This is a genomic window from Microcoleus sp. A2-C3 (assembly GCF_036706065.1).
GTDB lineage: Bacteria > Cyanobacteriota > Cyanobacteriia > Cyanobacteriales > Microcoleaceae > Microcoleus.
This window is the reverse complement of the sequence record NZ_JAUBVX010000005.1, coordinates 81,434-99,388: the sequence shown is the minus strand read 5'-3', so window position 1 is coordinate 99,388 and position 17,955 is coordinate 81,434. Positions and strand designations below refer to the sequence as shown.

The window sequence follows — 17,955 nt, the reverse complement described above, 5'->3', positions numbered from 1 at the left end:
AAAAGGTAAATTTCAGTTACGTTAGTTAATCGATGCCAAAATGTGCTGGTAAGCTTCGATGGTTTGTTGGGCGATCGCCTCCCAATTGTAGTGCTTTTTGGCATAAGCTTGCGCGTTCAAGCCCCGGCGCTGGCGTTCCTGTGGTGCCAGGAGTGCTGATTTGATCGTGGAGGCGATCGCCCCTACCTCCAGAGGCGCAACCCACCCAGCCTCTGCTTGCTGGATGTCGTCGGAGATGTGTACGCGATCGGAAATAGCAACAGGTACACCAGCCGCCATCGCTTCTGCTACAGCAATACCAAAGTTTTCATAATAGGAAGGCAACACAAATAAGTCTGCCTTTCTCAACACTTCCGCTTTTAAATCACCGCTAACAAAGCCAGTGATTATGGTAGATTTTCCTAAACTTAAACTTTGTATTTTTTGTTTAATTTTTGTTTCATAATCAGCATCTTGCGGATTGGAGCCTGCCAAAATAAAATGAAATATTATGCCATCTTCTAAAACACTTTCCAGTGCCGGGATAAGCAAATCTAATCCTTTTTTTGGTTCGATCCGCGACATAAATAATATGATTGGTATTTCAGAATTCCGCAATAGTTCAGGAGAAAAATCTGCCGTCACTCCCAATGGAATCACCAAATCTAGTGACAAAAAATCTTGTGGCACAGGCATCTTGCCTGTGCTATCCTGTGGCACAAAATCCTGTGGCACAGACATCTTGCCTGTGCTATCTTGTGGCACAAAATCCTGTGGCACAGGCATCTTGCCTGTGCTCTCCAAACCAAATCTTTCTGAAATTTTAGCTTCTTGTTTGCTAGTGAAATGAATTGCTGCCGCACCTGCCAAATTAGGGCGTTCTAAAAGTGCAGCATAAATCTGTTTCAAGCACTTTTTTTTCTGCAAATCTGCGGGATCAAGCATACCGCAGGGACGGATAATATACGGCAACTTATGATATCGGGCAATTGTAGCAGCGAAAGTAGTTACTGGCGAAAACAAAGCGTGAATGTGAGCGAGGTCAAATTGTTCGATATTTTCATTCAACCACTGTAATAAACTCAGGGAAAACTTATATCTACGAAACGGAAAACAGCGGAAATAAATAATCTGATAACCGTTTTGTTTGATTGGTTGATTTAATGGCACATCTAAGGGAGGTTGACCGATATCTCCATTAGAATCTGTGGTGATAATTGTGACATCAACGCCTTGGGAAGCTAGGGCGGCCGAAAGTTCCAATACCATTTGACTCGGGCCGCCGTAGACGAGGGAAATTGAGGGAATAATTTGGATAATTCGCATGATTACCACTTGTTATTAGTTGGGGTAGCTTGTTGTGTTATTATAGAAATAAGTGCAAGTTTTGCACCTTATACTAATTTAGGCGATCGGAGGCACTTTATGCTGATTGGATTCAGCGTAGGTAACTACAAATCTTTTAAAGAAACTGTCACCCTCAGCATGGTAGCTTCGTCAATTACTGAGGACGATCGAGAGCTTGACGAAAACAATCTCTTTGAAATTGAGCGTAGTAAATTAAAATTGCTTAAAAGTGCTGCTATTTATGGAGCCAATGCCAGTGGCAAAAGCAATCTTGTTGCTGCCCTGCGCTTTATGAAGTGGTTTGTCCTCAATTCATCCAAAGAAACGCAAGTTTCAGAGAAAATCGATATTGAAGCATTCAGGCTAAGTACGGAGACAGAAAAAGAGCCGTCTTTCTTTGAAATCGTTTTTCTACTAGAAGACAAAACTTTTAGGTACGGTTTTGAGGTGAACGCGCGGGAAGTTGTTTCTGAGTGGCTATTTCAAGCTGATGACAGTGAAGAAGAAATGCTTTTTGAACGGGATTTTGACAATTTTATATTAGATAATTTCCCGGAGGGGCAAGGCATTAGCGATAAAACCAGAAGTAATGCTTTATTTCTTTCTGTTGTTGCACAATTTAATGGCAAAACTTCTGGCCAAATTCTGCTGTGGTTCAGTAAAACTTTGCAATTGATATCAGGCTTGCAAGATACACAATACCGCAAGGAAACTTTAGAATCTTTTGAGAACGCTGGGCACAGACACGATATTGTTGAATTTATCAAAAAATTAGACTTAGGTATTTTAGATATTGTTCGGGTGAATACTTCCGTATTTTCTATTTATGATAATACAGCAAAATACGGGGGTTCCTATAGTAGTTTATACCCTTATTCGGAAATCAAAACCACGGTGTACACATCTCACCCCAAATATGATGCTGATGGTAAGCAAACTTCTATGGAACTATTCGATATGGAAAAGCATGAATCCGAGGGAACAAACAAACTATTTGCATTAGCAGGCATTCTACTGGATACTTTAAGAACAGGAAAATTTTTATTAATTGATGAACTTGATGCCAGACTTCATCCGCTGATTACTCGCGAATTAATCTGCTTATTCAATTCTAATGAGACTAATCCGCACAACGCACAGCTTATATTCACGACACACGACACAAACTTGCTCAGCAGCAAGACTTTTCGCAGGGATCAAATATGGTTTACGGAGAAGGACAATAAGGGGGCTACTGATTTGTACTCTTTGGTGGAGTATAAAGTAGGAAAAAATGCCTCATTTGAGCGCGATTACATTATTGGTAAGTATGGCGCTATCCCTTTTATTGGTAATTTTAAAGAACTTATAGGTGAACTTCATGGGTAAAAAAAGTTCGTCTGGAAGAAAGATTGATTACTATAACCGAAAAGTTAAAAGTAGAAAATGGTTTTTAATTGTGTGCGAAGGTGAGAAAACAGAACCCAACTATTTTAGAAGTTTTCCGGTAGACACAACGGTAATTAAGCTGGATATCAAGGGAGAAGGGAGAAACACGAGGAGTTTAGTAGAAAAAGCTATTGAGTTGAAAAATGACTCAGAATACGACGAAACAGACAGATTTTGGTGTGTGTTCGATCGCGATATTAACGGTAAAAATTCTCACGACGCGCAAAATTTTAATACAGCTATGACTCTTGCCAAAAATAACGGCTTTTATAATACTGGAATTTCTCGCACTAATTATCAAAATATGTTGACGAAGTTGCTCGGACACGAGTCTCAGAAAAACAGCGAGACGATTTATGAGGAACTCAAAAGCAAACAGCAGGATGCGATTAAACACGCAAAACGGCTTTTATTGGAATACGATCGCCCCAATCCTGAAAGTGATAATCCTTCAACAACAGTGCATCTGCTAGTCGAAGAACTTAACAGTTTTATTCCTGATTGATGAATGATTTTAGCACTACATACATCTGATTACCAAAAGACCTCACAAACCCGTTTTCTTGCGTGATTTCTCGTGACTCGTCGCAAAACTCGTAGGAACCCGGGTTTAGGGAAATTGAGGGAATAATTTGGATAATTCGCATGGAGGATCGTTTTTTACATCAACATACCAACATCTCCCATTACAAATTTAATTATCTGGAAAAGGCTGCCCGTTTAGCTGTTCAGCTTCCTCTCTCTTGGTTGCTGTAATTTGGGTATTGTGAGATATTTTCTTGGAAAATTCATACATTTCACTGGCTTTGGCTTCAGCAGCTTTCACAATTTCAAGAATTTCCAGCAGTACGCTTTCATCTGGTAATTGTTTCATGACAATACCTCTAATTTTTCAATTACTTTTTCGAGCATCATTTTAGATTCAGGAGCTATACGTAGCAAGGCTGCTAAATAATCTCCTGCTTTTTGAACATCTGCATCGGGAACACCAGCCATCAATATATTGCTCACAATGTTCTCTGCTTGTAAGCGAGTACCTATTACACAGAATTGAAAATTAGTTATCGAAGAAAAGTATTGCATCAGTATTTCATTTTCTGGAAAAAGAGACATTGCTGTTCTAAGTGCAAAAAGTCCCTGCGTTGCAAGGCTCTCGGTATCGTTTAGTACCTCGTAGAGCTGCTCAACCAAAGGTCGTATTTCGGAAGGAATAGACATTTGCAACAGTTGTGATTTGATACTTGGATTATACTGCTAAAAGTTACAACAATTCTTTGTAAAAGTCTAACAACTGCTCAGCTAAGGCTTGATTTGTATAATTGGTCATGGCTCTATGATAACCCCGATCGCCCAAATCAGCAGCAAACTCCGGCCGCTCCATCAATTTCTGCAAACAATCGCGCAAAACCGCTGCATTTCCCTCCGGGAAGACTAAGCCCGCATCGCCGATGACGTGGGGAATTTCCCCGCAGTCGGAACCGATAACCGGAATTTTACAGGCCATCGCTTCGATTAAAACGTGACCAAATTGTTCTTTCCAGCCCACAGTAGTCAAAGTTTTGAATTTATAGCTGGTTTGCGATGGTAATACCAAGCAGTTCATTAAATTAATGTAGGGGGGTATTGCTTCGTGGGAAACGCTTTCTATCCAGACTATTCGGTCGCTGATGCCCCATTCTATACATTTTTGTTCCAGGTGCGATCGCAATTTCCCTTGTCCTACTAACAGCCACTTCCAAGGGAGTTTTTTCAATCCCGCCAATGATTCAGCTAAAGTTAGTAGTCCTTTTTCTTCGACAAATCGCCCGACAAATCCTACCACAAAATCGGTCGGTTCAATGCCTAATTTTAGCAATAAATCAGCGTCTTTACCAGTGCGGCGAAACAAAGTTTCATCTACTCCGAGTTGCGGCATTACTGCCATCGCACCTGTGTAGCCCCGCTGCCTTAAAATTTTAGCTCCGTCTAGGTTGCCGACAATAATTCCGTCAGTGTGATTGAGATTGTAATTTTCTAAGACTGAAACGGGCCACTTCAATTTATAAGGCAGGTTCCACCAGGTAAATAATATATTTTTCGCTTGGAGTTTTAATAATTTATTGAGTATAATTAATTGGGTATAGGCTAGGGATTTTGAACCCTGTTCGACTTGGATAATCTGCGGCTGGAATTCCTGCAATAGTTTAATTATATCTGTGCCAAATGTTAGCAATCCTTGATTATTTTGACTAAAATTGGATATGGGAACTATTTTAAATGAGCCTTTTTGATAAAATTCGGTTTCAATAGTTTGATTTTGTACGCCTCCGGGTTTCCAGCGTCGCGGCACTACAATTGTTACTTCAATGCCTGGTTCTAGGTTGGCTAATATTTTAAATTTTTCCCTATTTATGTCAACTATATAGGTGTGGCTGGCAACCAAGATTCTCATTGTTCAGTCATTGGTAATTGGTAGTTGATAATTGTAATTATTTAAGGTTAATGTGATCTTGATGAGTGTAAATTTGTCCGTCGTTCCAGAGGGACTGAATTAATGTATTGATGGCGCTAATCAAGCCGAGGATATAAAAAGTAAGTCGAACAATAATTTTAATGGGCGATCGGCTTTTATGACAAGGTGGCTTCCCCAAAACGTGGCAGTCAAAGAGTTTGGCGAAAAATCGCAGGCATTCAAAGGTCGTTAAATTTTTCAATCCCATCAGAAAGTGGTTGTGATAAAATGTGACTTGATATGCGATCGATCGCGTGCTGACATCGTGACATCCGCCGCTCTCCTCCCCCAAATGAACTAAACAGGCATTGGGATCGTACCAAATTTTCATGCCAGTCGATCGCAATCTCAAACAAAAATCCGACTCCTCCCGCACCGCACTCCCTACAAACCGCTCATCAAACGTCAAACCCCACTCGGCAAAAACCTGCCTGCGAAACGACATATTACAGCCTCTAGCCGAGAGCACCTGCTGCGCTTTGACTGTATGCACCAAATCGATAAAATACCAAGCAATGCCCGCATCCATCGCTTCTGGGGGCAAAAAGTCGATCGCCAAATCACCTCCAGAAAAATCCAATTTCATTCTGTCAAATACCCTACCCGCCACACAACCCACATCCGGTTTTTCTAAATAGTTGGCAGCGTGAGCAGCTAAAAAACCATCCGGCAATTGTACATCATCATCAAGAAATAAAATAATCTCTCCAACTGCGCGTCGCACGGCATAATTTCTCGCCGCCGGCAAACTCGCCCAATTTACCCGAAACCACCGAATTTTTCCCGCATTTGCCAATTCCTCTAAATAAACTTGAGTTTCCGATTCGTGGGTACGAGTTTGATCGATTACCAACACTTCAAAATTCGGGTAATTTTGCCGAATCGTATCAGCCAATGTCTCTCGCAGGGGTTGCTCGCGATTGTAGGTAGGTATCACAACAGAAATCATCATTCGCAGTTGCCACTTTTGTTATTTCTCTAAACGCCAAAGCCACACATCGCCCGGTTTGTAAATTGGTATGATTTTATATTTTTGCACTTTTTCTAGTTCAAATTGCAATAGTTCGGTGCTTCGGTAGATAAATACATCGCTAAAACCATCCGGGATTTTGACTTGCTCTGGTTTAACTGCTAGTAAAAGCTGTGTTTGTGGCTTCAGTAAATAGCTGATAGACATTATTTTTCCGGTAAGGTTGTTGCCTCCGTGACTAATTAATAAAGGTTTTTGGGCTTGATTGACAATCGCTGCTACTTGGGGATTGTATTTAGTGCTAGAAGGATACTTGTTCCACCAAAGTTGTGATTGTGAGCTAACGGCACAAGAAACTATTTCACTTGATATTAGGGCTATTAAGCCGAGCTGCCACAGCTTTTGTTGTCGGGGATTGGTGGCGGCTACAATTTTAGCGGTAAACAGGTAAGCCACAGCTAGCTGAATTCCTAAAATATAGGGAACTAGATAGCGATCGGCGACGCCTCCTACTGCTATCAATACTATCGCTGTAATTGCGATGGCTGTCAGGACAAACAGCCAAACTCGCTTGGGAGTTGAGTAGCAAATGAAGTAGATTGAATATACGATCGACAACATTAATATAACTGCTACAATTAGTCTCGGTAAATCATTAATATTATTCGCACCTAATTTAATTATTCCGCCTGCCCAATGCGTGTCAACAAAATTACGGCAGGTGATAAGAATCAAAGATTTAAGTGAAGACATGACCGAGAGAGAAAGACGGGGCAAGCCTACTGTGGCAGCGATTTTGGGCGAGTTATAAACTAATACGAAAATCCAAGGTAAGAAAATGAGTGTTGCTGCCGCTGAAGCTAGTAAATAAGCTATTAATGTTTGGCTAACACGCCAATTTTCATTGATAATTACGTAGATACCGTGGGCTAATATTACTATAAAAAATAATAAACTACAATACAGTCCTAGCGTCAGGGCGATCGCATAAATAGACCAAACAGCCTTGCTCAATTTAGATTTTGATTTAAATGTGGCGGGAGTTTTTTGTAGGGCGATCGCCCGCAGCAGAATGGCATTCGACAGCAAGACAAGGACTGCAAACATCATGTACGGTCTTGCTTCTTGCGCGTACAAGACGTGAAACGGCGACACAGCGGTGATTGTCACAGCAACCCATCCCACAGAAGTAGATCGAAATAATTCCCAGCATAGCCAATAAATGCTGGGAAAAACTAGCAAACTAATCCAAGCGGAAAGACTTCTGACAGTCGCCACTTGCGGGCCGAACAACTGCACCCAGAATCTGGCTAATATAAAATACAGCGGCGGTAATTGAGGTTCTTCTGTAGCTAAACCTTTAACAGTATCCAACCAACTTTTTTCGGAATTTATTTGCTGATATTTTTGCTGCAAATCGGCGACGCTAATTATTTTTCCTTGAAAATCTTGCTGTACCATTTCCGTCCAGGTATAGCCAGAAATTCGCAGCGACGTGATAGATTCGTCGAAAGAGTAGACTTTGTGATCGAGGTTTGTAAATCTAAAAAATATCCCAGTTATTAATATGATAACAATTAAAAGTTTTAACGAAGTTCGATGCACCAGCCCATTTTGAATTGATTTGCTGTTCATAAAATCAAAAATGAGGAAATCAAGAAAGAAGGATTTAGTTGTTTAGTCTAGAGGGAATCAGGATGAGGGAATAAGAATGAAAAATTGGTTTCAATATTCCCTATATTTCTCTAGAGGATTCTTGCCATTTGTGTCAACTTAATCTCAAGCTTAATATTAGCCTAATGTTTATTGTCGAGGCCTAGATATCCCTGGAACCCCTTAATAAGGGGGGACAAGAATATTCTCAAAGTTCCCCGACTATCCGGGGAATTTAGGGGGATCAGGCCTCGGCGATAAACGAGAGATACAAAGGATTTCCGACTTAAGTTGACACGATGAAGGCTTCTTCCCTCTTCCTTCTTCCTTCTTCCTTCTTCCATCAAATAGCTATGTGTTTCTGAACAGCTAAGACTAAATTTTCAGTCCAGAAATTAGCCAATTCGGCGTTGGCAGCTTCCACCATAACTCGGATCAGGGGTTCAGTGCCAGAAGCGCGAACCAAAATCCGTCCCTGTTCTCCCATTGCAGTGTTAGCACGATCGATCGCCTTTTGCATGGGTTCGCACTCGTGCCATCTTAGCCGTTTTTCGCGATCGTCCACCCGCACATTTACCAGCAACTGCGGATAAGTTTGGAAACTGCCGCTGACCAATTGCGCTAAAGATTCCCCGGATTGGCGCACCAGCGAAGCTATATGCAAAGCTGTCAGCAAACCATCGCCACTGATACCGAAATGCGGACAAAGAATGTGCCCCGACTGTTCGCCGCCCAACATCGCACCCGTGCGCTGCATTTCAGCATGAACGTGCTGATCTCCCACGTTCGTTCTAGTTAGTTTGCCCCCCAATTCTTCCCAAGCTCGCTCAAAGCCGAGGTTAGCCATTACAGTAGAAATAATTAAATTATCCGGTAACTGTTCGGAGTCGCGCAACTGCCGGCCCCACAGATAAAGAATGTAATCGCCATCAATCGATCGACCTTTGTTGTCAACACCCAAAACTCGATCGGCATCACCGTCAAAAGCAAATCCCAAATCAGCATTGTGTTCCAAAACCGCCGCTTGCAAACTTTCGAGATGAGTAGAACCGCAGTTAACATTAATGCGAGATCCATCTGGAGAGTTGTGCAAACAGATCACATCCGCCCCCATTTGCTCGAACACCGCCGGCGCTAAACCCGCCGCCGCCCCCCAGGCCAAATCCAAAACCACCCGCATTCCCGACAAATTCATCTGTTGCAGCGAATCAGAGACAGAAGCAGCATAATCTTTCACCAACTCCTGGCGGTGGTAGTGTTGTCCCAAAGCAAAACTAGCAACCGGAACCTTAGCCCCCCGGATTCCCGCTTCGATTTGTTCCTGCAACTGCTGCGACAGCTTAGAGCCGTTTGAGCCAAAAAACTTAATCCCGTTATCTTCTGGGGGATTGTGAGAAGCCGAAATCATCACACCGCCGACAGAATCCGAAATGCTTGCCAGATAAGCAACGCAGGGAGTCGGACACAATCCCAAATTCCACACTTCCAAACCGGCGGCTGTCAAACCCGCTGACAGTGCCATTGCCAGCATATCGCTGGAATTCCTGCTGTCTTGCCCTAAAATAACCGGGCCCTGGTTGGGGGCATTTTGGCGCATAATTTGTCCAGCCCAGAAGCCAACTTGCAGGGCTAGGGGTGCATTCAGCAATTCTCCAACTTTCCCGCGAATGCCGTCTGTGCCAAAGAGTTTAGTATTTGGTAGGGAGAGGCTATTTCCCAACAGAATACTATCGCGTTTGGCTGGCTGTACTGAGTTAGCAGCCGGAAATTCGCTACCACGATGGCGCGAAGGTGTCTGAACCATATTCACTCCTTTAGGAATATTCACACTCACACTTTGCAACTTATGTTACAACTGAAAGTCTTTATTTTCAGCGTAAACTCGATTTATTTCGGGGATTGCTCAGTTCAGTTGACAATAAGACGGCGGTTGAAACCGCGTCTACACAAACGAAGTCCGCCTCCGCGGACTGAAGATAAGACGTACGGTTTCAACCGCCCCGTCTTCTTATCGGAACCGTATTGGGCTATAGAAGGTTAATGCTGTATTGCCGTACACTTTCTGGCGGCAAATTTCTAGGCCAGGTATCGGTTGTGCCGATCGCTCCGGGCTGTGTTCGATCGCGATTTCGCCGTGTGGTGCTAACATTTCTTGGCTGGCGATCGCATTTAACACAGGTTCGTACAAGTCGCTGGCGTAGGGCGGATCGAAGTAAATGCGATCGAACTGCTGTCCCGCTAGTGCCGTCAATTTTGCGATCGCGTCTCCCCGCAATATTTGGACTTCTTGAGAAGAATCTGCTATTTTTTCCCAGTTTTCGCGGATAATTGCACAAGCTTTCGCCGACTGTTCGATACCAGTAACACTTGCGGCTTGGCGACACAAAGCCTCTGCACCCATCGAACCACTGCCGGTACAAATGTCAAGCCATCTACAATCTGCGATCGTCCCCTGCCAAATATTAAATAAAGCCTCTCTGACTCGCGCCAGTGTCGGGCGAGTTGCCAGTCCCGGCAGAGTTTTGATTTGGCGGTTGCCGCAAATTCTCAGACTCATAAGTAGAAGGAAGAAGGAAGAAGGAAGAAGGAAGAAGGAAGAAGGAAGAAGGAAGAAGGAAGACGGAAGAAGACATCAAGCTTTTTAGCGATCCGTATTTTACGTTGAATTAGGTAGATTTACTATTTCAAAATTTAGAATTATGGATGAATTACTGGATATGGGTTTGGAGCAGATTTACAGTTGCATTTTTTTTCGATCATGGTATCCTTGAAAACTCTAAAAACCCGGTTCATACCACAAACCGGGTTTTGCACAAATCGCCTAAGCAGCTACCTTTGCCCTCACCAGACTGACAAAATTTGACAGCATTTGCAATCCCGTAGTCGAAGACTTTTCCGGGTGAAATTGCACAGCCATCAGATTGCCTTTAGCGATAGCCGCCGTCACATTTTGACTACCGTGAGTCACCATTGCCGATCGCACTTCCAAATCAACCGGATCAACATAATAAGAATGCACGAAATAAACCCAAGGTTCAGAGGGTAAACCTTCCCATAGTGGCAGATTCGGCTGAGCAAATTCCAATTGATTCCATCCCATGTGTGGAATTGTCAACCCCGGTTCCGAGCGAAACCTGCGTACTTTTCCCGCAATCACGCCCAATCCCGGTTCTACGCCTTCTTCGGAACTTTCAAACAGAATTTGCAAACCCAAACAAATGCCTAAAAAAGGTTTCCCCGACGCGATCGCACTTTTTATCGGTTCTATCAAATTGCGCGATCGTAAATTCTGCATTGCCGGGTCAAACGAACCCACTCCCGGCAAAACCACCGCATCCGCCTGCTCGATTATAGCCGGAGAATCCGTAATTTTTGGCACTGCACCCACATTTTCCAAGCCTTTACAGACCGAGTGCAGATTGCCCATGTCATAGTCTACTACTGCGATGACAGACATTGACTTACTTGCCTTATATGATCGATAGCGGTATTATTGCACAAAACGTCATCAGTAATTAGTAATTAGTAATTAGTCATTAGTCATTAGTCATTAGTCATTAGTCATTAGTGCTGTCCCCGCTCGCGTAGTCGAAGGGTCGAATGGTTATTTGTTACTTCCAATGCCCAATGCCCAATGCCCAATTCCCAATTCCCAATTCCCAATCATTTATGACAACCAAATTTTTATTAACATCATTTAATACTTGGCTTCCCCATCAGAAATCAAACTCTTCTGACGACTTATTAGCCAAGATTTCTCAAATTCAATCTTTGGCTGATTCCCTGACTTTTTTGAGGAAACTGCCCGTAGATTTTCAGTCAGCGCCCAATTTGGCGATCGCCCAAATCAACCAAATCCAACCCGACACCATTATCTGCTGCGGCATGGCAGAAAGCAGACAAAAATTAACCATAGAATCCTGCGCTTGCTGCGATACAGATATGCTGAAAACAGCAGTCAATCTCGAATCATTAATCGCTGATTTAGCAACCACAGAAATCAGTCACGAAGCCGGAAAATTTGTATGCGAAGCCCTATATTATGCGGTTTTAAAACACCTTGCAGATTCTCAACTTAGCACCAAATGTATTTTCGTACACGTACCAATTTTGACAGAAGAAAATGCCGACAAAATTATCGCCGATTTTTTATTAATTTTAACTCGCCTTTCTTAACAACTGACAACTGATAACTGACAACTGACAACTGCCAACTGCCAGTTACCAACTGCCAAGTCTTTAACCGCCGTAATTCCAACCAGTGGTTTCTAACTGCAACGGAGATCCCTCGCGGTGAACCCCTGCACCGATAACTTCTCCCACATAAACCGTGTGATCCCCGTGTTCCACAGCACCGACAACATTGCACTCGATGTAACCCAGAGAGTCCGAAATAATCGGACAGCCAGTTTCCGCCCCAGCATAAAATTCTACATCCTCAAATTTATTGCCAACGCGGCGCTGCGGCTTAAAGAATTTCTGGGCTAACTCTTTTTGTCCCTCTTCCAGAAAACTCAAAGCAAAGACACCGCTGGCTTTGATCATGGCGTGGGATTTGGAGTCTTGCTTGACGCAATTGACGACTAAGGGAGGGGTAAAGGAAGATTGCATCACCCAGCTAGCGGTGAAACCGTTGACTTCCTCCCCGTCTTTGACACCGCAGATGTACAATCCGTGAGGGATTTTGCGGAGGATGGTCTTTTTAGCTTGTTCGTCTAACACGGGCTTACCTGTCGATCGATAATTCTACACAGCCCAGTTTACCAATGTCCGGCTCACAAACCCAACTGTCTTAAGAGCGATCGGCAATATTACCTTTTTCTCTTCTTTCTCTAACTTCGCGCTTTTCGCGTCTTCGCGGTTCGTTAACTAAACATTTTTAAGCGAGAAGCTAGTAAATTTTAACTCACAACTCAACATTTAAAACTCTCAAACAACTCCGTGCTTCTTAAACCAATCTTGCATCCGTTTCCAAGCATCCTCAGCTTCTTTTTCCCGGTAACTGGGGCGATAGTCAGCGTTAAAACCGTGCGGCGTATCTGCATAAAGCACAATTTCGTAACCGCTGCTGCCTGTTTTGAGAACTTGCCGCATTTTCTCGACGGTATCGTTGGGAATTGACTCGTCTTTGTCGCCGTAAAGCCCCAATACAGGCACTTTCAAAGTTGCTGCAATGTCTATCGGATGTTTGGGAGTCAAAGCCGTAGAAGAGCCAACCAAACGCCCGTACCAAGCCACGCCAGCTTTGACTTTTGGGTTGTGGGCGGCATACATCCAAACAATTCGCCCTCCCCAGCAAAATCCGGTAATTCCCAACTTATCAATATTGCCCTTTCCTGACTTTTGCGCCCACTCTACGGTAGCATCTAAATCGGACATAACTTGAGCGTCGGGAACTTTGGAGACAACTGTACTAATAATTTCTTGAATGTCGGTGATTTTAGAAACATCACCTTGACGGGCAAACATTTCTGGGGCGATCGCTAAATAGCCCAATTTAGCAAAACGGCGGCAAATATCTTGAAGGTGGGCGTGAACTCCGAAGATTTCTTGAATTACTAAAATTACTGGAAAATTGCTCCCAGTAGCGGGCATTGCTCTGTAGGCTGGAATTGAGCCATCTTTTACCGGAATTTTTACCTCACCTGCAACTAAACCAGCAGCATCCGTATTGATAACGGCAGCCGCAATCGGATGAACTGCTAAGGCAAATCCGGCGGTTAATGCGGTGATAGTCATAAATTCTCTGCGAGTTAAATCTTTCATGGGTAATGGGTAATTGGTAATTAGTAATTGGTAATTGGTAATTGGTAATCGGGAATTAATCTTCCTTCTTCCCTCTTCCTTCTTCCTTCTTCCTTCTTCCTTCTTCCTTCGATCGGAAAAGCCGATCGTGCTCTGGATGGTACAAGCGCGATCGCCCTTGGGCCTCTTTACCCAACGCCGGACTAATTACATACATTGTCGTTCTGAACAAATTATATTCGCGGGTAGCCAATGCCATTTTGTCAAGAGGAACTAGGACAATTTTTTCATCCGGCCAGCCCAAACGATAACAAATCGCCACTGGTAAATCCGATGGGTAATGTTCCATCAACTGAGCTTGAGCTCGATCGACATGGCGCGCGCTCAAATACAGACACAAACTCGCTTGATGAGCCGCTAAACTCGCTAATTCTTCGCGTGTTGGTACTTCAGTGCGGCCGCTAATTCTGGTCAAAATAATTGTCTGCACAACTCCCGGAACTGTCAACTCAATTTTAAGTTTAGCTGCCGCAAGTTGGAAAGCACTAATTCCCGGAATTACCTCAAAAGCAATTCCCGCTTCAGCCAAAGCCTGCATTTGTTCACCGACTGCGCCGTAGAGACAGGGATCGCCGGAATGGAGACGAACGACGCTTTTGCCGGCGCGCACTCGCTCCACCATCAAAGGTACAATCTCTTCGAGAGTCTTATCCGCTGTTTGGTTCACTTCAGCATCCGCGCGCACTCCCTCCAAAATTTGCTCAGGGACTAGAGAATCGGCAAATAATATGACATCGGCCGCAGCCAGTAGTTTTTGAGCCTTAACAGTCAACAAATCCGGGTCTCCGGGGCCTGCACCTACAATGTATACCCCTGGAATTAGGGATGGAATCTCTGTCAAACTCATGGCTGCTAAAAAAGTTTGCTAAATTTACCGGCGCTTCCGGATGCACCTATTTTGGCTGGAAGTAAGGGATGGTAGATGCACCCTGGTTTGAACCCTAGAGACTAACCTCTCTGGGGTTTTTTATTGATCCTCTGGGGATTTGTGAGTGGAATTTGCCCGATCGCCCGTGGCTGATATCACATCTGGCAAAGGTCGATCGAGCAAATAAAGCCAAGCCAACCCACCCAATCCTAAAACAATCCCAGTCAAGCTTACCATTTGCGCCGTCCGCAGCGGCCCAAACATCAAACTATCAGTTCGCAACCCTTCAATCCAGACTCGACCGGAACTGTAAGCTGCGATGTAAACCAAAAACAAAGCACCAGTTTTTAAGCGAATTTTGCCCTGCAAATCGCGGAAAAATAAAGTTAGAAGCAACCCAAATACTGTCAAATTCCACAAAGATTCGTAGAGAAATGTGGGGTGGAAGTATTCAAAATTAGCGTAGCCGATCGGGCGGCTGTTTGGCGGAATATAGAGTTTCCAAGGCAAATCCGTAGGACTGCCAAAAGCTTCGGAGTTAAAGAAATTTCCCCAGCGTCCGATCGCCTGACCAAGAATTGCCGAAGGCGCTACTAAATCTGCTAATTGCCAAAAAGAAACTCGCTGGATTTTTGCAAAAATTAAAGCTGCGATCGTGCCGCCCAAAATCGCCCCGTGAATGGCAATTCCACCTTTCCAAATTGCAATAATATCTTCCGGTCTTTGGGCATATTGTGGCCACTCAAAAGCCACATAGTAAATTCGAGCGCAGGGAATAGCACCCAAAACCAACCAAATTGCTAAATCGCCCAACAATTCTGGGTTAACGCGGCGCTTTTCGGCCAAATATTGAGACAGACTGACTCCAATCAAGACGGCAGAAGCTATCAACAGCCCGTACCAACGGATAGCTACGGGGCCGAGTTGAAAGATAATCGGGCCTGGGGATGTAAATTGAAACCCTAGGGGTAGGGCGAGAATATTTAGCGCCATAGAAATTGCATTAATTGTGTTGGAAAGCTGTCAAATTTGCACACCCTTTAACAAACTACAGAGTTTATTTTAGGTGGCTGCGGTCATTTAGATGCAATATTTCGGGAATTTTGCCAAAATTTAACTTGGTTGCGGACAGATCGGACGTACGGTTGAAACCGCGTCTACACAAATGAGGACGTACGGTTGAAACCGCGTCTACACGAACGAAGTCCGAGCTCAGAGGGACTGAAGAAAGTAACGCAATTTTAACCGCCCGGTCTTCAACCCCTCTGAGATCGGGTTTTGTCTGTATAGACGCGGTTTCAACCGCCCGGTCTTCTGCATAAGTACCTTGAGGAGGATTCTCGGCAGTTTTGGTCGAGAAGTTTTAGTATATAGAGTGACAGTAAATTTTCTGATGACCTATGTCCCCTACTTCCGTTTCTCAGGTGTACTCTTCTGGTAATTCTAAGGGTGCGAATCAGTCTCGCAAGACTGCTGCTTTGTCTGTTGAGTCTGGTAAAATTCCGCCTTTGTTGGGCGCGAGTTTGGCTGAGTTAACGGAGTGGGTACAGCAGCAGGGACAACCGGCTTATCGCGGAAAGCAGTTGTACCAATGGATTTATGAGAGAGGCGCGCGATCGCTCTCCGATATTTCTGTATTCTCGAAACAGTGGCGCGAGACTGTTGCTAAAATCCCGATCGGGCGATCGACTATTCATTTGCGATCGGTCGCACCGGATGCCACAGTAAAGTATCTCCTAAAATTAGCAGACGGTCAAATTATTGAAACCGTCGGCATTCCCACCGACAAACGGCTGACAGTATGCGTTTCGGCGCAAGTTGGCTGCGCGATGGGCTGCGATTTTTGCGCTACGGGTAAAGGCGGTTTCAAGCGCAATTTAGAAGTAAACGAAATTGTCGATCAAGTCCTGACAGTACAGCAAGATTTCGGCCGCCGAGTCAGCCACATCGTATTTATGGGTATGGGCGAACCGCTGCTGAATTTCGATAACGTGGTAGCTGCTGTCAAGTGTTTGAATCAAGACGTAGGAATTGGACAGCGAAACATCACCATTTCCACAGTCGGAATCCGCAATCGCATCACCCAACTAGCCGAACATCAACTGCAAGTTACCCTCGCCGTCAGCCTCCACGCTTCCAATCAAAGATTGCGCGAAGAGTTGATTCCTAGCGCCCACCCTTATCCTTTGGGTGAGTTAATGGCAGAATGCCGCGAGTATGTGCGATCGACTGGACGCAGATTAAGCTTTGAATACGTGCTGTTAGCTAATGTAAATGACTTACCGGAACACGCAGCCGAGTTAGCAAGTCAGTTGCGCGGTTTTCAGTGTCACGTCAATCTAATTCCTTACAATCCGATTCAGGAAGCTGAATATCAGCGACCAACTCCCAATCGAATCAACAATTTTGTTACGGTTTTGAAGGAGAAGAAAATTGCAGTTAGTGTGCGGTATTCTCGCGGCTTAGAAGCCGATGCAGCCTGCGGACAATTGCGGGCTTCTGAGATTGAGAATTAGATTTTTCACCTCGAAAAATTCTCGTAGGGTGCGTCAGAGTGCGTGATTTTATTAAAAATCGACAAGCTACGATCTGACGCACCCTACTACGAGCTATATCGATCGGGAACAGTTGGTGTTGGACTTTGTATAATTTGGGATGAACAATTAGGGTAGAAGAAATAATTGACTATAATAAAATACGTCATTTTTGATCTAGATGATACACTTTGTGATTATCAGAAAGCTAAAAAAAACGCAATAAGTCTTGTTAATCGAGTTATTGAATTATCTGGGATAGATGTTAATCAATTCTGGAATAGTTATAGCTTGATAGAACCTAGGTTGTTCCGACAATTTATTAATGGAGTTATTTCAAGGGACGAGTATAGGTTGCGTCGCTATGCTGATGTTATACAAGGCGCTCACGAAAATCCTTTAGCGTTTTCTTCAGCACTGAATTCTATTTACATGAAAGAGGCTAATCACGCAATAACATTATTTGATGATGTGATTCCCTTACTAAAAACTTTAGAAGAAAAAGAAATTAATACTGCTATTTTTACAAATAGACCTTCGGACGGGCAAAGGGATAAAATCAAGGCATTAAAGCTAGCTCAATATATTAAGAAAATCTATATTAGTGAAGAAATTGGCCTTTGCAAACCTAGCTGTAAAGTTTTTGAATTTGTTATGAATGATTTAAATATAGAACCATCACAATTTTTAATGGTTGGTGACTCAATGGAAGATGATATTGAGGGAGCTGAGCAGTTGGGAATTAAAACAGTTTTAGTCGATAGAAAAGGCAAGTATTTTGACTATCAGGGCACAAAAAATTTTGATTTATCAAGTTTGAAAGAGATGCTTAAGTGTCAAAATCATGTTTAAAGAAAAACCAAAAATAAAACCAGGTTAT

General features: G+C 43.6%; 19 protein-coding genes. 6 read left to right on the top strand and 13 right to left on the bottom strand.

Annotation, left to right across the window (positions count from 1 at the left end; translation table 11 throughout):
• Positions 1-21: 21 nt before the first annotated feature.
• Positions 22-1,305: a hormogonium polysaccharide biosynthesis glycosyltransferase HpsP gene (hpsP, locus tag QUB66_RS05015; RefSeq protein WP_265233305.1), complete on the bottom strand. Its 1,284-nt coding sequence runs from the start codon at positions 1,303-1,305 to the stop codon at positions 22-24.
• 99 nt (positions 1,306-1,404) lie between these two features.
• On the opposite strand from hpsP, the gene QUB66_RS05010 reads away from it, so the two are divergent.
• The gene (locus QUB66_RS05010; protein WP_332971209.1) at positions 1,405-2,694 is read left to right on the top strand and encodes an AAA family ATPase; all 1,290 of its coding nucleotides are present in this window, start codon (positions 1,405-1,407) and stop codon (positions 2,692-2,694) included.
• Positions 2,687-3,259, top strand: a complete 573-nt coding sequence (locus QUB66_RS05005) for an RloB family protein (RefSeq protein ID WP_332966650.1) — start codon at positions 2,687-2,689, stop codon at positions 3,257-3,259. The genes QUB66_RS05010 and QUB66_RS05005 overlap by 8 nt, the downstream gene beginning before the upstream one ends.
• 189 nt (positions 3,260-3,448) lie before the next feature.
• Here the strand turns inward: QUB66_RS05005 and QUB66_RS05000 are convergent, their stop codons facing one another.
• The 7 genes from QUB66_RS05000 to rsmD all read right to left on the bottom strand — a co-directional run bounded on the left by QUB66_RS05000 (position 3,449) and on the right by rsmD (position 10,377).
• Positions 3,449-3,628 (bottom strand): hypothetical protein, encoded by a 180-nt coding sequence (locus QUB66_RS05000; protein ID WP_265233302.1) that lies wholly within the window; start codon positions 3,626-3,628, stop codon positions 3,449-3,451.
• Positions 3,625-3,972 carry a hypothetical protein gene (locus QUB66_RS04995; RefSeq protein WP_265233301.1) on the bottom strand — a complete coding sequence of 116 codons (348 nt, stop codon included), beginning with the start codon at positions 3,970-3,972 and terminating at the stop codon, positions 3,625-3,627. Before QUB66_RS04995 ends, QUB66_RS05000 begins: the two co-directional genes overlap by 4 nt.
• A 43-nt stretch (positions 3,973-4,015) precedes the next feature.
• Entirely contained in the window at positions 4,016-5,185 is a 1,170-nt protein-coding gene (gene hpsO, locus QUB66_RS04990) for a hormogonium polysaccharide biosynthesis glycosyltransferase HpsO (protein ID WP_332966652.1), read from the bottom strand.
• A 37-nt stretch (positions 5,186-5,222) separates the two neighbouring features.
• Positions 5,223-6,197, bottom strand: a complete 975-nt coding sequence (gene hpsN, locus QUB66_RS04985) for a hormogonium polysaccharide biosynthesis glycosyltransferase HpsN (RefSeq protein ID WP_265233299.1) — start codon at positions 6,195-6,197, stop codon at positions 5,223-5,225.
• An 18-nt stretch (positions 6,198-6,215) separates the two neighbouring features.
• Positions 6,216-7,850, bottom strand: a complete 1,635-nt coding sequence (locus tag QUB66_RS04980; protein ID WP_332966654.1) for a glycosyltransferase family 39 protein — start codon at positions 7,848-7,850, stop codon at positions 6,216-6,218.
• Positions 7,851-8,211: 361 nt separating this feature from the next.
• Positions 8,212-9,672: a phosphoglucosamine mutase gene (gene glmM / locus QUB66_RS04975; protein ID WP_265233421.1), complete on the bottom strand. Its 1,461-nt coding sequence runs from the start codon at positions 9,670-9,672 to the stop codon at positions 8,212-8,214.
• 204 nt (positions 9,673-9,876) lie between these two features.
• Positions 9,877-10,377, bottom strand: coding sequence for a 16S rRNA (guanine(966)-N(2))-methyltransferase RsmD (gene rsmD / locus QUB66_RS04970; RefSeq protein ID WP_332971210.1), 501 nt, complete (start codon positions 10,375-10,377; stop codon positions 9,877-9,879).
• Here rsmD and QUB66_RS04965 point away from each other — a divergent pair.
• Complete coding sequence (locus tag QUB66_RS04965) at positions 10,289-10,513, top strand: hypothetical protein (RefSeq protein ID WP_265233428.1); 225 nt, start codon at positions 10,289-10,291, stop codon at positions 10,511-10,513. The genes rsmD and QUB66_RS04965 overlap by 89 nt on opposite strands.
• Positions 10,514-10,689: 176 nt before the next feature.
• On the opposite strand, the gene hisH is transcribed toward QUB66_RS04965, so the two are convergent.
• Positions 10,690-11,325, bottom strand: coding sequence for an imidazole glycerol phosphate synthase subunit HisH (hisH, locus tag QUB66_RS04960; RefSeq protein ID WP_265233297.1), 636 nt, complete (start codon positions 11,323-11,325; stop codon positions 10,690-10,692).
• 212 nt (positions 11,326-11,537) lie between these two features.
• Between hisH and QUB66_RS04955 the strand changes: the two genes are divergently transcribed.
• Entirely contained in the window at positions 11,538-12,044 is a 507-nt protein-coding gene (locus QUB66_RS04955) for a pyroglutamyl-peptidase I family protein (RefSeq protein ID WP_265233296.1), read from the top strand.
• 63 nt (positions 12,045-12,107) lie between these two features.
• Here the strand turns inward: QUB66_RS04955 and QUB66_RS04950 are convergent, their stop codons facing one another.
• The 4 genes from QUB66_RS04950 to lgt form a co-directional block, all read right to left on the bottom strand.
• The gene (locus QUB66_RS04950) at positions 12,108-12,590 is read right to left on the bottom strand and encodes a flavin reductase family protein (protein ID WP_265233295.1); all 483 of its coding nucleotides are present in this window, start codon (positions 12,588-12,590) and stop codon (positions 12,108-12,110) included.
• 207 nt (positions 12,591-12,797) lie between these two features.
• Positions 12,798-13,607: a dienelactone hydrolase family protein gene (locus tag QUB66_RS04945; protein WP_332966655.1), complete on the bottom strand. Its 810-nt coding sequence runs from the start codon at positions 13,605-13,607 to the stop codon at positions 12,798-12,800.
• 82 nt (positions 13,608-13,689) lie between these two features.
• On the bottom strand, positions 13,690-14,520 hold the full coding sequence (gene cobM / locus QUB66_RS04940; RefSeq protein WP_332966656.1) for a precorrin-4 C(11)-methyltransferase: 831 nt from the start codon (positions 14,518-14,520) through the stop codon (positions 13,690-13,692).
• Between the two features lie 120 nt (positions 14,521-14,640).
• Positions 14,641-15,534, bottom strand: a complete 894-nt coding sequence (gene lgt, locus QUB66_RS04935) for a prolipoprotein diacylglyceryl transferase (protein WP_332966657.1) — start codon at positions 15,532-15,534, stop codon at positions 14,641-14,643.
• 407 nt (positions 15,535-15,941) lie between these two features.
• Here lgt and rlmN point away from each other — a divergent pair, with 407 nt between their 5' ends.
• Positions 15,942-17,057 carry a 23S rRNA (adenine(2503)-C(2))-methyltransferase RlmN gene (gene rlmN, locus QUB66_RS04930; protein ID WP_332966658.1) on the top strand — a complete coding sequence of 372 codons (1,116 nt, stop codon included), beginning with the start codon at positions 15,942-15,944 and terminating at the stop codon, positions 17,055-17,057.
• 165 nt (positions 17,058-17,222) lie between these two features.
• Positions 17,223-17,927 carry an HAD family hydrolase gene (locus QUB66_RS04925; RefSeq protein WP_332966659.1) on the top strand — a complete coding sequence of 235 codons (705 nt, stop codon included), beginning with the start codon at positions 17,223-17,225 and terminating at the stop codon, positions 17,925-17,927.
• Positions 17,928-17,955: the final 28 nt, after the last annotated feature.

Bases quoted from the DNA above. Each gene is read 5' to 3' on its own strand.
- cobM (WP_332966656.1), bottom strand. From the start codon at position 14,520: ATGAGTTTGACAGAGATTCCATCCCTAATTCCAGGGGTATACATTGTA.
- hpsP (WP_265233305.1), bottom strand. From the start codon at position 1,305: ATGCGAATTATCCAAATTATTCCCTCAATTTCCCTCGTCTACGGCGGC.
- QUB66_RS05005 (WP_332966650.1), top strand. From the start codon at position 2,687: ATGGGTAAAAAAAGTTCGTCTGGAAGAAAGATTGATTACTATAACCGA.
- QUB66_RS05010 (WP_332971209.1), top strand. From the start codon at position 1,405: ATGCTGATTGGATTCAGCGTAGGTAACTACAAATCTTTTAAAGAAACT.
- hpsN (WP_265233299.1), bottom strand. From the start codon at position 6,197: ATGATGATTTCTGTTGTGATACCTACCTACAATCGCGAGCAACCCCTG.
- lgt (WP_332966657.1), bottom strand. From the start codon at position 15,534: ATGGCGCTAAATATTCTCGCCCTACCCCTAGGGTTTCAATTTACATCC.
- QUB66_RS04945 (WP_332966655.1), bottom strand. From the start codon at position 13,607: ATGACTATCACCGCATTAACCGCCGGATTTGCCTTAGCAGTTCATCCG.
- hpsO (WP_332966652.1), bottom strand. From the start codon at position 5,185: ATGAGAATCTTGGTTGCCAGCCACACCTATATAGTTGACATAAATAGG.
- glmM (WP_265233421.1), bottom strand. From the start codon at position 9,672: ATGGTTCAGACACCTTCGCGCCATCGTGGTAGCGAATTTCCGGCTGCT.
- QUB66_RS05000 (WP_265233302.1), bottom strand. From the start codon at position 3,628: ATGAAACAATTACCAGATGAAAGCGTACTGCTGGAAATTCTTGAAATT.
- rlmN (WP_332966658.1), top strand. From the start codon at position 15,942: ATGTCCCCTACTTCCGTTTCTCAGGTGTACTCTTCTGGTAATTCTAAG.
- QUB66_RS04980 (WP_332966654.1), bottom strand. From the start codon at position 7,850: ATGAACAGCAAATCAATTCAAAATGGGCTGGTGCATCGAACTTCGTTA.
- hisH (WP_265233297.1), bottom strand. From the start codon at position 11,325: ATGTCTGTCATCGCAGTAGTAGACTATGACATGGGCAATCTGCACTCG.
- QUB66_RS04965 (WP_265233428.1), top strand. From the start codon at position 10,289: ATGTCAAGCCATCTACAATCTGCGATCGTCCCCTGCCAAATATTAAAT.
- QUB66_RS04955 (WP_265233296.1), top strand. From the start codon at position 11,538: ATGACAACCAAATTTTTATTAACATCATTTAATACTTGGCTTCCCCAT.
- QUB66_RS04995 (WP_265233301.1), bottom strand. From the start codon at position 3,972: ATGTCTATTCCTTCCGAAATACGACCTTTGGTTGAGCAGCTCTACGAG.